We start from the raw sequence: 13,826 nt of genomic DNA, 5'->3' as shown, positions 1-13,826 counted from the left end.
CCAGCTTCTCGGACAGAACAGGAACCCAGCCGTGAGCGCCCTGCCATGGCGGGGTGCGCCGAGGTCGAGGGCGACCGAGCCGTGGCCTCCTGTCCGAGCGAGGGAGCGGCGCTTCACGCAGCGGGCCGTGAGGATGCGCAGCATGGAGTCTCATGGAGACCGCTGCCATCACGGACACGCGCGCCGGCGAGCAGGAGTGGAAGGACATCTCCGTGCCCTTGCGCGATGGGATGTTGCATTGGCCGGACAACCCGGAGGTGAAGGTCACCCGGACGTTGTCCCTGTCACGAGGGGATGACGCCAACGTGTCCAAGATCTCGCTGGGGGTGCACACGGGGACGCACGTGGATGCGCCGGTCCACTTCATCCCGGGTGCGGCGGGTGTGGACTCTCTCCCGCTGACGAGCACGGTGGGGGTGGCGCGGGTGCTGGAGATTCTGGATCCGCGCGCCATTCGAGTGGAGGAGCTGCGCCGTCACGACATCCAGGCGGGGGAGCGCATCTTGTTCCGCACGGCGAACTCCTCGCGGGACTGGCCGCGCGCGGAGTTCCAGCCGGACTTCGTGTATCTGTCATTGGAAGGCGCGCGCTACCTCGCCGGGCTGCGCGTGCGCACGGTGGGCATCGACTATCTGTCCATTGGCAGCGCGGAGGAGGGCGAGCCCACGCACCGGGCGCTGCTCGATGCGGGGGTGTGCATCATCGAGGGCCTGGTGCTCTCCCACGTGTCGGCGGGCACTTATGACCTGGTGTGTCTGCCATTGCGGCTCGAAGGCGGCGACGGAGCCCCAGCGCGCGCCATCCTGCGGCGGCGATAGGGCGGAAGAGCTCGGCACCTCCTGCTCAGGCCTGAGCGCGATAGCAGTCTCGGCAGAGCGGCTTGTTCATGCTGGATGGGTGGTCGACGCCACAGGAATGGCAGAAGGCGTCCAGGTAGTCAGGGTTGCCCCAGTCCGCCCACTCGTCATAGCAGTCTCTGCAGTAGGGCTTGTCTGCCTTCAGGGCGATCTCCTCCGCGCATCGGATGCAGTGGCCCGTCGTTCGGGTTCGCCACGCAGTCGCAGGGGGCGAACTCCTGGGAGGCTTCTTCGCTCGCTCCGAGGACTGGCGCGCATGAGGGAGGATTTCGCGCTGGATGAAGGCTTCCGCCTGCTTCACCGCCTCTTTCTCGTCCGAGCACAATCCCACCTCAATCGTGTTGAGGAAGGAGGAGGCGAGCAGGTTGAGCGACGTCACGAGCGCCGTCGACTCCGAGAGGTACAGTTTGGCGTGCAGCCCCGGCACCCCATAGAGTTTGAGTCCTGCCTTCAGAAGAGGCTGGAGTGCTTCGAGCCAGTCTTTGCGAGGTTGGGTTTGGTCATCCTCGCGAACAAAGAGCATCACCTTCACCTTGCGGGCGAGCGCCTCGCTCAGGGCCCGTCCAACCCGGTCCTCCGCCGCCAGGGTTGTATAGGGGCTCACCAGCACCACGCGATCGCGCGCATCGCGGATGAGGGAGAGCAGCCGGCTGATGGTGTCCTCGGTGTTGATGAGTCGGAAGTCCAAGGGGTCCTCGAATTGCGAGATGCCGCATGGTGCCAGTTCGTTGAGTGAAAATGGAGGAAGATGCGTGGCCGGGAGGCCGCGCCGCCCCATGGACCACGGACCGCTCGCTTGAGGGCATACGTCCCGAACCGGCGGTCCGTGAGGACCCCGCTCCATGCGCAAGGCGTTCGAACCCCAGGGCGAGGCGCAGACAATAGCCTTGCCTGAAGTGTTGGAGGTCGAACGTCTGTTCTGTGGGGCACGTCGTCGCGACAGGCATTCCGATGCGATGGTCTCTCTCATCGGGAGATGCCATGCGTACACCTGTCCTGGCGGTACTGGCCGCCGTCACCACCCTTCTCCTTTCGAACGAGGGTTCCGGCGAGGCGGATGGATTCTTCTTGGGGGACGGGCACAGCGGCGACTGTGTCGCGACCGGACCTGAGGATGTCATTAACTCCTATGCGGCGATTCTGAAGGACAGCGCGGCGGGGAGTCTGGTCATCCAACCCGAGTCGGTCCGCGAGTTCGCCTCGGGTGATTTGGTGATGGTGCATCAAACCGCTGGCGAGCAGCCTTTCGCCGTGAGCGGTGGGGCGGGCCCCCTTCCCCTCACGGACGACGCCATGGGGCGCTGGGAGTTCGCTCGGGTCGGCTCCATCGACGCGGAGGGGCAGCGCCTGTTGCTGAGGCGGCCCTTGTCATTTGCCTATTCCGCTGGAGCGGCGCAAGTCATCCGAGTCCCAGAGTGCAGGACTGTCCGTGTTGACGAGGGAATGGGACTGTCCGCGCGGCCCTGGAATGGAAAGACAGGCGGAATCCTGGCTCTGTTCGCGACGGGTCCCATTCTCAATGATGGTCGGATTGACGCGAGTGCGAAGGGCTTTCGGGGCGGGACGTTCGTGCCCCAGGTCGCGATTGCGCCTGCGGGTGACCCAGCGCGATGGTTGGCGCCTGGCTCCGGCGCGATGAAGGGAGAAGGAGGCGATCGTCTCGGGTTTCCTTCGGCGAGTGGGCGAGAGAATGCCGGGCCAGGTGGGGGAGGAGGGGGCAGTCTGGGCGCGGGCGGCGGCGGCGGCGGAAATGCTGGCAGAGGAGGGATGGGCGGCACGCCTCTCGTGGTCGACACGAGGTCACTGCATGGCACAGGCGGAGCCGGTGGCAGCTCGCTCGCCTATTCGCTGTGGGAACGATTGGTTTTGGGCGGCGGCGGTGGAAGCGGGCACGGACGTGGGAGCCACTCCGCTCCCAATGGAGGCGCTGGCGGGGGTGGGATCTACATTCGAGCCGCTGAACTGCTGGGCGATGGCGTCATCGCCGCGAATGGCGGCGCGGGTGGAGATGGCATTGGCAATGGGGCCGGCGGAGGCGGCGCGGGAGGGGTTGTCTCCGTGCGTCTGGCTGGCGTCGCGGAATGCGGTGCGGTCGAGGCATCCGGTGGACCTGGGGGCAGCGCGCTTGGGGGCGAAGAGTCGACCCCAGGAGGTGGGGGTGGAGGCGGAAGGGTTCTCCTTCAAGCGGCCTCGGCCTGGACCTGCCCCGTCGCTGCGAATGCGAGTCGGGCGGGTGGGGCGCCGGGGGGCACGGACTTTGGTGCCACGCCGACCTTGGAGTCGGCTGAGGACTCTCGTGGGGACGTCGCGCTTCTGACGGGGGAGCACGTCGCGCTGGCTGCGCCTGTTCTGTTGAAGCCCACCGAGGGCGCGCGGTTGAACACCCCGAACGTCACTTTCGCAGGCAATGCGACGCCTGGGGCCTATGTCAACATCGTCTGGGAGGATGGGGGCATCTTCAAAGGAGCCCTGCCGACCGAAGCGGATGGCGGCTTCTCCTTGGTGATCACCCCCGGATTGTCTGAAGGGCAGTACAGGGTGCATGCGCAAAGCACGCCGAGCGGCGGTGGAGCCCCCGGCGCATCGAGTTCACTTCTGACCTTCTTTGTCGATCTCACGCCGCCGGATACCGTCTTGGACGAGGGCTGTGAGGACCCGTCGCGGAATCGGTATGCCATCTTCAAGTTCAGCTCCTCAGGGGGTGGCATAGGCTTTCAGTGCGAGCTGAATGATGCGGGGCCGAACCCCTGTGCGAGTCCGATGGTGTTCGCGGATTTGAAAGAGGGTCCGAACTTGTTCCGTGTCGCCGCATTCGATGAGGCTGGCAACGTCGATAGAACCCCTGCGCGTTGTTCTTGGGATGTGGATACCGTCCCTCCGGGCGTGCCAGTCATTGAGAGCCCCGCACCGGCTCAGACATTCGACGGAGGTCTGATGAAGTATGGTGGAACGGTCGACGGAGGGGCTGTCCGGATTGCGCTGGTGGTTGATAACAGCCCTCCGCTTTGGGCCACTCTCCAGGAGAGTGAGTTGACGTGGGGCATTACGTCGCTCTCCATGCTGGGCGAGGGGCCGCACTGGGTGTCCGCGACGAGCGTGGATCGGGCGGAGAATCGAAGCCCTCCATCCCCAAGCGTCATGTTCTTCGTGGACTCCATTCGGCCTGAGGCGCCTCTGATTTCAACCCCAACGCAGGGCGCTTGGTTGAATACGCCTGTGCCTGAGTTCCGAGGTTCAGCTGAAGCCTTCAGCTCGGTGGACATCTCAGTCCGGATGGGAGGCGATGTGATCCTCTCCGGTACCGGGGCTGTGGCGTCGAACGGGCTCTGGACTTATCAGGTCCCCCCAACCCCCGCGTTGCGCGACGGTGTCTATTCTCTTGTTGCGACCGCGAGGGATCTGGCAGGCAATGTCAGCGTCGCTTCGCGGGAGGTTGAGTTTGGGGTCGACACCCTGGCTCCTGACCTGCCCACGGTGAGCGAGCCGGTGGACGGCGATTCGCTGGCCTCGGGGCGAGTCCGCGTCGCGGGCAGCGCGGATCCCTCGACGAGAGTGGAACTCAAGCTGCAAGAACGGAGCGCATTGGTTCAGCAGGTGCTGTCCAATCCCGACGGGACATGGGCGGTGCTGCTTCCCGAGGAGCTGGGCGAGGGCGTGTATCATCTCTCCGCGACGGCGATCGACAACGCCGGAAATCTGAGCGGTCAGGCCTTGGTTCAGTTCTCGGTGGATACGACGGTCCCGGAGACTGTGCTCGGTGATAGACCTGATGCGGATGATCGGCGGAATACGGCGCTGTTCAGCTTTGGCAGCACGACGGATAAGGCGAGATTCCAATGCAGGCTGGATGAATCGGACTTCGTCTGGTGTGGCGCGGACAGCGGGAATACTCAGCGATACAATGACCTGACGGAAGGTCGCCACACGTTCTTTGTTCGCGCGGTCAACGTTGCTGGCAATGCCGATCCGACTCCCGCGAGTTTTACCTGGATGGTTGACTTGACGCCTCCTGCCGTCCGGATCGTGGAACATCCGGACCGATTGACGTCTTCGCGGAATGCTGGTTTCGCTTTTGCTTCAGACGAATCCAACGTGACCTATGAGTGCAGTTTGAACCGAAGTGATGGCGTGTTCTCTCCCTGTGCGAATCCTGTCGGCTTCGTGATTGATCCGCCGGAAGGAGGTTCCGTGGACTGTGTCCTGCGCGTCCGCGCGCTGGATGCCGCGAAGAATGCCACCCCGGACGCGAAGGTGGCCGTTTGGGAGTGGCGCGTGGATCTCAACCTCCCCTCGACGGAGCTCACGGGGTGCCCACCGGAACACTCGAATGCGACCGCTGTCTCATTCCTGTTCAGCTCGACGACCGCCGGAGTGGTGTTCGAATGCTCGCTCGAGGCCACGCCGACGACGTGGGTCCCCTGCAGTGCTCCCTACTCGATTACCGTCTCGGATGGTCCGCATCGATTCTCCGTGCGTTCAAAGAAGGGGACCGGAACCGTCGACCCAAATCCGAAGCAATGCACATGGGAGGTGGATACCCAGCGCCCCGAGAGCAAGTTCAGCTCGACGCCGAAGGCGCTCTCTTCGGAGCGGATCGCGCGCTTTGAGTTCGTGTCGGAGCCCGATGCTCGCTTCGAGTGCCGTCAAGACGGCGCGACCTATGAGCCGTGCACGAGCCCCTTCTCGTTTGCCGCGTCGGATGGCACCCACACCTTCTTCGTCCGGGCGAAGGATCTCGCCGACAATGTGGATGCGACGCCGGAGTCCTACACTTGGGTGGTGGATACCGTGGCGCCGTCCGCGCCCGTGATGTCGGTGCCTGCCCCCGGGGCGGAGTTGCAGACGCCACGTCCCGCCCTGAGTGGGAAGGCGGAGCCTGGGAGCAGGGTCCTCATTGCCCTCGATGGGGCGGAGGTTGGGTCGGCGCTGGTGGGCGACACGGGCGAGTGGGGCTTCACGGTGGCGAATGCCGTGCAGGATGGACGGCACTCCTTGGAAGTCCGTGCGATGGATGGGGCGGGGAACGTCGGTGTGAACTCCGCGCCCCGCGAGTTCGCGGTGGACACCCAGGCTCCGGATACGCGCATCCTCGCGGGCCCCGAGGGCCGCATCCTGACCACGGAGGCCGCGTTCAAGTTCGCGTCCTCCGAAGCGGGGGCCTCGTTCGAGTGCAAGCTCCTGGGCGATGACTTCGCTCCGTGTGGAGAGGAGACAACGTTCGGGGACTTGACGGAGGGGACCTACACGCTTCGGGTTCGCGCCAGGGATCGCGCGGGAAATGCGGATGCGGAGCCAGCGCTCAGAACGTGGCGTGTCTACCTGGGCGGCGACATGCGCGCGAAGGGCGGAGGTATCAGTTGCGCTGCGGGGCCGGGCCCCGCGGACACCCTTCCGACCGCAGCGCTCATCGGCTGGGGGATGTGGGCGTTGCGGCGACGGCGCTCGTCGTCCGCGACGCCTCCTCGCGGCTCCTGACCCCTGGGGAGCGTTCGAGTCCAAGACGCGGTTGCTCCCGCTGACGTGTGTTCCGATTCGACGGTGACGTGCGACCCAGGCACAGCTGTGCACGGGGTGGGGCATCGGGAAACCTCGCGCCGACCGGGAGGCTCGGTCCTTGGCGCGAGGGTTCATCATGCGAGTGGCTCTCTTCCTCCTCGGGGGCGTCGTGCTGGGTGTGGGCTGTGGGCCGTTGGTGCAGCCGCCCCTCGAACCGGACGCCTTGCCCCCCACCACCACGGCGACCGGCACCGAGCATCATGAGGAGCTGACCTGGGTTCGACGGTCCGTGGGGACCCCGTTCCATGACATGTATGGCTCCGACGTCGTCCTGGATGCGGCGGGGTGCAGCATCCTCGTCGGCACCTACGAGGGGGCTCCGGACCTCGGTGGCGGCCCGCTGCCCGCCGTTGTCTCCGAGAACGGCACCAATGCCTTCATCGCGAAGTACAGCCGTGACGGCCACCTGCTGTGGGCCCGAGGTTTTGGCTCCGCGCCGGGAACCTTGTTCCCGGAGACGTACCTGGAGGTCGTCGTCGCGGACCGCCACCGGAACCTCACGGTGCGAGGCTTCTCGTCGGATCCCATCGTGTTGGGCGGCCACTCGCTCCAGGGGTTCTTCCTCGCTCAGTTTTCTTCAGAGGGCGCGGTGCGCTGGGTCCGACAACTGCGCGGCGACTTCGATGGTTCTCCCGGGCTCGTCGTCGACTCCCACGACGACCTCATCCTCGCGGGAGGCGTGGATGGGCCGGCGGACTTCGGCGGGGGACCTCGCGAGGCCTCTCCCGTCGAGGGGTTCATCGTGAAGTACTCCCGCAACGGCACGTGGCGATGGGACCGTGTCTTCGATACGCAAGACAGCAGCACCTTCGGAGGCGTGGCCGTCGATGCGCTCGACTCCCTCTACGTGGTGGGCTCCTTCGATGGCGACGCGGACTTCGGCGGCGGCGTGCTTCACCCTGTCTGGCCTGGAAGAGAGACCGCCGTCGTCGCGCGATTCACCCCGATGGGCGCGCATGTCTGGTCTCGCACGCTGGCGTCGATGACCGACCTGACCCGCTTCGACACGGTGGACGTGGTGGGGCGCAGGGTGGTGATGGGCGGACGGTTCGCGGGCCAGTTCCAGTTCGCGGGTCGGCCATTCACCGCGCGCCCCGATGGCGCCTCGGGGGTGGTGCTCGCGATGACGCGAGAGGGCGCCGATGTCTGGGGCCAGACCTTGGGCACCTGGCTGTGGCAGGTGCGAGGAGACGCGACGGGCGCCGTGACCCTGCTTGGGCCGGCTGCCCCTGGAGACGACGTGGGCACGGGGCCCTTGCCCTCCACGGCGTCGCTCTATCTCTTCGTCAGTGAACTCCAGACTCCGAGCGGGGCGCGCGTCTGGGTTCACACCTTCCCCGGTGGAAATCTGTCCTTCACGAGCCTGGCGCGCGAGCCCGCTGGCGCCCTCGTGCTCGCCGGAGAGTTCAACGGCCCGGTGGCGCTCGGCACCGAGTCGTTCGTGCCCACCACGCCGGGCTTCTATGACGCGCTCCTGTGGCGGACGTTCGAGCGCTCCCGGCGCGTGAAGCTGCCAGGGCAATGAACCCACGCGGCTCCGCTCATGGGCACGCGACGCAGGAAGGGACATCCACGATGGGGCGTGTGGATGTCCCGCTCGGTTCAGCTCAGCAGCCGCAGATGCGGAGGCGCTGGGTGGTGCAGGCGCCAGCCGCCGTACAACACGTGTGGGTGTAGATCTGGAAGTGGTCGTTGGGGCCCAGCTCGCACTGGCCGACTCGACACTCGCCGTAGGTATCCGTGCACGTCACGGCGGACTGCGACACGTCACCGGCAGGCGCCTCGGTCTGACTGGCCTCTCCGGTGGTCTCGGGCTCCATCTCCATGGCGGCGCCACCGCACCCGACGACCGCGAACACCGACATGCACAGCGCCCAGCGCAAGGTCTTCATCCTGTCTGCCTCCTGAACCCCCGCTCCAATGCGGGTTATCAGGTAGTACGGGCAGTCCGATGTTTATTGCAACTGGAGTGGATAGGTGATGCTGGCGGAGGAGGGGGGTGGATTCTACGCCAGGGGCCGGGTCGGGGGGGCTTGTGCGACCGCGCGTTGGAACTCACCGGGGGCGCCTCTATGCTCCGCCGGGACCCGTACATCGCCCCTTGTCTCCCTGAGGACCCATGGCCCCCACGAACGTCACCAAGAAGCCGTCCGTCCTCACTTCCCCGCGAACGACGCAGACATCGCAGTCCACGTCGACCAAGGCGGCCGAGACGCTGGTGACTCCGAAGGCCCAGGAGACGAAGCCGGCCGCGACCACGACCCCGGCGAAGAAGGACGACTACGCGGGCAAGAAGGACCCCGCTGTTCAATCAGGCAAGCCGCACATGGCGTCCACCCTCGAGCACCCCACCGTGGGCTTGAACAAGACGGCCCAGAAGCCCGCGGTCCTCCAGCGCCGCAACAGCGCGGACCTGACGAAGCTTCAGCAGGGCGCCGAGGAGATGCGCCGCACCCTGAATCCTCAAACGCGCATTGAGCCTTCGCCTCAGATCAAGAAGATCTGCGACTCCATCAACCAGCAGGTCCCCAGCGCGAAGGTCCTCCACTACATCGATCAGAGCCAGAACCCCATCATGTCCGACCCCAAGGTGAAAGCGTCCTTCGCCGAGGGCGCCGAGGGGGTTTGCAGCTACATGACGACGCAGTGGATTCGGATGAACGAGGCCGCCCCGAGTTCGGCCAAGGGCGTGGAGGAGTTCTCCCAACTGGTGGAGTACAAGTTCGGCAACCTCATCATCGGTCAGCACCAAGAGGCGGAGATGATCTCCAACCTCAAGAGCGAGCTGGCGTCCAACATCAAGACCGAGGTGGGGGAGGCCAGGAAGTTGAAGGGGGAGTTGGAGACCGCGCTCAAGACCCACGGCGATGAGTCGCCCGAGGTGAAGACCCTCGTGGGCAAGCTCAATGCCAGCTATGACAAGCTGGACAACTACGAGAAGGAGCTCGACGCCGTGAGCAACCACATGCGCCGCGGCGAGCTGGTGCACAAGGGAACCATCAGCGAACTCCCCACCAAGCTGGCGTCCATGCCGCTGGAGAATGGTTACTACCGCCTGAGCATGACGCCGAAGAAGGACTTCAAGTGGGACGGCGACGAGTCCGGTCACGTGGTGGGAATGCATAAGACAGACACCACGTGCCGGTTCATGGATGCGAACACCGCGGAGTGGGAGGTCCCCAACCCATCCGACTTGAACAAGATCGCCAACGAGCACGTGAAGAAGATGTACACGGCCAGCTTCTTCAGCCCCTCGGGGAGTGGCTTCAACGCCGGGGACTATGAGTTGCGCCGCGTCTCCTCGACGCCGTAGTCGCTGACGTGAGCGCACATGGGGCGTCTGGCCGCCGGGGCAACCGGATGCCTTTGACGTACAGGGCCTCGCCTCCAGGCTCTTGCTGGACGCGGATGACTTCGTTCATGCCGCGTCCGAGTCCCACGGCCACGGCATGCGCCGCGTCCTCGGTCCGGAGCACTCCGAGGAGGTTCGTGTCACCGAGCGCGGGCCCGGAGAGCTCCGCGAACAGGAACCCTTGCTCCTCGCGCAGGACCACCTGCTCGAGGGCCTCGTGCTTCGCGCCGGGTGGGACTCCGAAGCGCCCCAGGCGGGCGCGCCACGCGGGATGAAGCGCCGTGGGCTGGATTCGCTCGCCCCAGAGCAGCCGGCCAAAGGGGACGCCGTGGACGAGCATCACGTCATGTCCGTCGATGCGCTGGAAGGACAGCCAGAGGGACGCGTCTCCGGTTCGGGCGCGGAAGTAGCCTTGCGCGTAGGGCACCAGTTCCACGTCGGCGTCTCCCAACCGCAGGGTGAGCTTGCCGCCGTCGAAGCGCACCGCCATGGGGCCATTCCCCGTCGAATAGAGCCCTTCGAGCGCTCGGAGCTCCGCGTCTGGCCTTGAGCTGGGCTGGACCTGTGGCTCGGCGGGCGGCTCCTGGACTGTCACGCCACGCTTTGCCTTCAGCGCGAGCACCAGCACCTGCCTCGCGAGCGCCTCGACGAGCGGCCCCGCGTTCTCCGTGTTGGACAACACCACCACGCCGAGTCCCTCGTCGGGCAGCAGCGCGAGGTCGGATTGGAAGTGAAAGGTGCTGCCGGAGTGATCCACCCAGCGCACGGACTCTCCGTGGGTGAGCGGCAGGTCCACGAGCGTCCACGGCAGCCCGATGCGCAGGTCGAGATCCAGCGGCGTCTGCGCGCCCTGGGGACTCCACTGCGCGGCGATGGAGTCCGGCCGGAGGAGGGTCACCCCGTCGAGTGTCCCTCCCGCGAGGAGCATGCGCAGAAAGCGCGTCTGGTCCATCACCGTGCTGCGCAGACTTCCGGCGGGCGCTTCGCTCTCCAGCCAGGTGGGGGGCAGCTCGGAGGCAGGCGTGACGCCGTATCCCTTGGCGAGCCTCGGCACGAGGTCTGGGTCCAATCTGAAAGACGAACTCGTCATGCCGAGTGGGGCGAGGACGGAGTGGCGCAAGGCGTCGCTGAACGCTTCGCCCGTGGCCACTTCCACCGCGCGGCCCACCACGACGAAGCCCAGGTTGGAGTACGCGGAGACCGTGCCGGGAGGGTAGGCCGGAGACTCGTCACGAAGCGCCTCGACGCGGGCCTCGGGAGAGAGGGGCTCATCGGCGTAGTAGCCCGCGAGCAGTTGGGGGATGCCCGCCCGGTGGGTCATCAAGTGTCGGAGGGTGATGGGCTTCGCGTTGGGAAAGCGAGGCTGGAGCGAGAAGCCCGGGACACTTCGCGCGATGGGGGCGTCGAGGTCGAGCGTGCCCCGCTCCGCTTGTTGGAAGACGGCGGTCGCGGTGAACACCTTGGCCACCGAGCCGACCTCGTACACGGTGTCCGCGGTGGCGGGGGTTCCCGCGGCCTCGTCCGCGACGCCGAAGCCCTCGGCCCAGACGACCTCGTCTCCGTCCACCAGGGCGAGACTGAGCCCACGGATGTGTTGCTCGGCCATCGCCTCGGTGATTCGCGGGCGCAGCAGCGCCTTCAGCGGGCCGTAGTCCGGGCGTGGTGGCGCGGGCGGAGGGGAATCACCGCACGCGGTGACGAAGGCGGCGGGCCCGGAGAGCAGCCCCGCGAGGAGGAAGGCCAGCCCGCGAGCGCGGTGGCGATGAGTCGTCATGACGTGGCTCCTTGCCCGAGGACAGTTCGGGCAAGGCGCAAGGTGGCAGCGAGGGCGCCGCGGGACTGTCGGGGTCGTGTCGTGCGAGCGTCACCGATTGTCAGCGCGTGTCACCTCGAGCCTCGGCCATGAGAGGGTGAGCCGAGCGCCGCCCATTGGAGCAACCGAGGCCTGCGCGCGACCTTGGTGCGCCCGCATGACGCGGTGGACGATGGCCAGCCCCAGCCCATGGCCCCCGGTCCTGCGCTGCCGGCTGTCGTCCAGGCGCGTGAAGGGGAGGAAGACCCGCTCGCGCTCGGGAAGTGGAATCCCTGGCCCGTCGTCATCGACATGCAGCAGGCACTGGCCATCCTGAAGGGCCCACTCCACGCGGATCTCCTCTCGGGCGTAGCGCTGGGCATTGCGGACGAGGTTGCTCAGCGCGCGGCGCAGGTATCGCGGGCTGCCCTCGCACGACATGGGCCCGAGGGGCGCGGGGAGGATCCTCAGGTGGGGCGTGAGCGGCGCGAGTGAGGTGACGACGTCATGGACGAGGTCGGTCAGGTCGATGCCCTCTCGCTCCAGGGGTGGGGCCTCGGAGTGCAGGCGGGTGAAGGTGAGCAACTCCGCGACCAGTGCGTCGAGCTCGTCGATGTCTCGGTCCATGGCCCCCAGGCGCGTCGGGAGCGCCGCGGGCTCCGAGGTGTCTCGGGCCAGTTCGATGGCGAAGCGCAGGCGGGCGATGGGCGTCCGCAGCTCGTGCGAGATGGCTTGCAGGCTCGCTTGTTGCTCCTCGGTCATGCGTTGGATCCGCTCCGCCATCGTGTTGAAGGCGCGCGCCAGGTGCCCCAGGGGCTCGGGGAGCCGGGGCTCCGCGCGGGCACGGAGGTTCCCCGCGCCCAGGTCCGCCGCGGTGGCCGCGAGCCGCTGGATGTGTCGGTAGAGGGGGACGGTCAGCGCGAGCACCGCCACGCCCAGCACGAGCAGCAGGGTGGCGATCTCCGGCATGAGGAAGAGGACCACCTTGTCCGGCGCAGGGCCGATGTGCAGCGTCTGCACGAGGACCTGCCGCGAGTCGCTCAAGGGCTGGAACACCTCCACGGTGTCCCCGAGTGCGCCTTGGGCGCGGTACCAGGCCGCGGCCTGTCCCGTGCCCAACTGCTCTCGGGTGAGCGCGGGGAGGGGAAGGGCGAGGACCTCGTCCCGGGTGCGAAGAGTCAGCGGATAGCGGAAGTGTGGCTGCCATTCGCGCAGCAGGGCCGCGCGCTCCTGCTCGGGGTGGGCGCGGAGCTGTTCGGCCATGAGCCAGCGCAGCCCCTCGGTGAGCCGCTCCACCTCGGCGGCGCTCTCGCGGGACTGCGCGGCGAGGTGCGTGTCCGGGGGCTCCGCGGAGGTCAGCCGCGTCGACGCCGAGACCGTCATCAGGAGGAACGCGAGGAGGCTGGCGGCGAAGACGCCCGCGTAGACGCGCGCGAACATGCCTCGCAAAGGCCAGAGGGTGGCGGCGGTGAGCGTGCTCATGAGGGGCCTACTCCGGGGCGAGGAAGTAGCCCCGTCCACGCACAGTCCGGATGAGTCGGTGGGGAGGCACGTCGTCGCCGAGCTTGCGGCGCAGCTTGGAGATGCGCATGTCGATGGAGCGGTCGAGCCCGTCGTGCTCGATGCCTCGCAACTCGGCGAGGAGGTCGTCGCGCGAGAGGACCGCGGGCGCTCGGCGCGCGAGCATCCACAGCAGGTCGAACTCCGCGTCGGTCAGCTCCACGGGCACACCCGCGCGCGTCACCGTGCGCAGCACCCCGTTGATCCGCAGGGCACCGGAGGTTCGCTCCCGCGGTGAATCGGCAGGGGTGGCGCGCGAGGGCTCGGGGACTCCGCGCACGGCGCGGCGGAGCAGGGCCCGCAGGCGGGACAGCAGCACTTGGGGGCGCACGGGCTTGGTGAGGTAGTCATCGGCGCCCAGGTCCAGGGCGACCACCTCCTGGATGTCTTCATCCTGGGCGGTGAGCATCAGGATGAAGCCCGTGAAGGCTTCGCGGGCGCGACGACACACCTCCAGCCCATCCAGGCCCGGCAGGAGCACGTCGAGGATGACGCAGGCGGGTGGGGTCTCGCAGAGCGCACGCAGGGCGCTCGGCCCGTCGGCCACCCACTGGACCTCGAAGCCGTGGCCTTGGAGGAAGGTCTGGATCAACCCCGCCAGACGTTCATCGTCTTCGACCAGCAGCAGGTGGGGATGGGGCTCCATGCTCGGACCGGGCTCCTTGGCGGAGGAAACACCGCGACGGCCTCTGCGTGTCACCTGCCCACG

At 67.1% G+C, this 13,826-nt stretch carries 9 protein-coding genes and 1 pseudogene; 5 read left to right on the top strand and 5 right to left on the bottom strand.

Features of this window, described 5'->3' with window-relative positions; all coding sequences use genetic code 11:
* Positions 1-152: 152 nt before the first annotated feature.
* The gene (locus tag KRR26_RS15175; protein WP_217080169.1) at positions 153-818 is read left to right on the top strand and encodes a cyclase family protein; all 666 of its coding nucleotides are present in this window, start codon (positions 153-155) and stop codon (positions 816-818) included.
* A gap of 25 nt (positions 819-843) precedes the next feature.
* Here KRR26_RS15175 and KRR26_RS15170 read toward each other — a convergent pair whose 3' ends face one another.
* Entirely contained in the window at positions 844-1,545 is a 702-nt protein-coding gene (locus tag KRR26_RS15170) for a phospholipase D-like domain-containing protein (protein ID WP_217080168.1), read from the bottom strand.
* Positions 1,546-1,808: 263 nt separating this feature from the next.
* On the opposite strand from KRR26_RS15170, the pseudogene agmC reads away from it, so the two are divergent.
* From agmC to KRR26_RS15160, 3 genes and pseudogenes are all read left to right on the top strand, one after another.
* Positions 1,809-3,080, top strand: a pseudogene (gene agmC / locus KRR26_RS37835) (adventurous gliding motility protein AgmC); the annotation flags it as partial.
* A gap of 129 nt (positions 3,081-3,209) precedes the next feature.
* Positions 3,210-6,332: an Ig-like domain-containing protein gene (locus KRR26_RS15165; RefSeq protein ID WP_217080167.1), complete on the top strand. Its 3,123-nt coding sequence runs from the start codon at positions 3,210-3,212 to the stop codon at positions 6,330-6,332.
* Between the two features lie 157 nt (positions 6,333-6,489).
* Entirely contained in the window at positions 6,490-7,938 is a 1,449-nt protein-coding gene (locus tag KRR26_RS15160; protein ID WP_217080166.1) for a hypothetical protein, read from the top strand.
* Positions 7,939-8,020: 82 nt separating this feature from the next.
* Here KRR26_RS15160 and KRR26_RS15155 read toward each other — a convergent pair whose 3' ends face one another.
* Positions 8,021-8,305 (bottom strand): hypothetical protein, encoded by a 285-nt coding sequence (locus KRR26_RS15155; protein ID WP_120207046.1) that lies wholly within the window; start codon positions 8,303-8,305, stop codon positions 8,021-8,023.
* A gap of 227 nt (positions 8,306-8,532) precedes the next feature.
* Between KRR26_RS15155 and KRR26_RS15150 the strand changes: the two genes are divergently transcribed.
* The gene (locus KRR26_RS15150; RefSeq protein ID WP_217080165.1) at positions 8,533-9,726 is read left to right on the top strand and encodes a hypothetical protein; all 1,194 of its coding nucleotides are present in this window, start codon (positions 8,533-8,535) and stop codon (positions 9,724-9,726) included.
* On the opposite strand, the gene KRR26_RS15145 is transcribed toward KRR26_RS15150, so the two are convergent.
* The 3 genes from KRR26_RS15145 to KRR26_RS15135 form a co-directional block, all read right to left on the bottom strand.
* Positions 9,680-11,539: a serine hydrolase domain-containing protein gene (locus tag KRR26_RS15145; protein WP_217080164.1), complete on the bottom strand. Its 1,860-nt coding sequence runs from the start codon at positions 11,537-11,539 to the stop codon at positions 9,680-9,682. The two genes, KRR26_RS15150 and KRR26_RS15145, sit on opposite strands and share 47 nt — an antisense overlap.
* Before the next feature lie 90 nt (positions 11,540-11,629).
* Entirely contained in the window at positions 11,630-13,039 is a 1,410-nt protein-coding gene (locus KRR26_RS15140; protein WP_217080163.1) for an ATP-binding protein, read from the bottom strand.
* 7 nt (positions 13,040-13,046) lie between these two features.
* Complete coding sequence (locus KRR26_RS15135; protein WP_120207038.1) at positions 13,047-13,763, bottom strand: response regulator transcription factor; 717 nt, start codon at positions 13,761-13,763, stop codon at positions 13,047-13,049.
* Positions 13,764-13,826: the final 63 nt, after the last annotated feature.

Source organism: Citreicoccus inhibens (genome assembly GCF_019039035.1).
Classification (GTDB): domain Bacteria; phylum Myxococcota; class Myxococcia; order Myxococcales; family Myxococcaceae; genus Citreicoccus; species Citreicoccus inhibens.
This window is presented reverse-complemented; position numbering and strand designations above follow the sequence as displayed.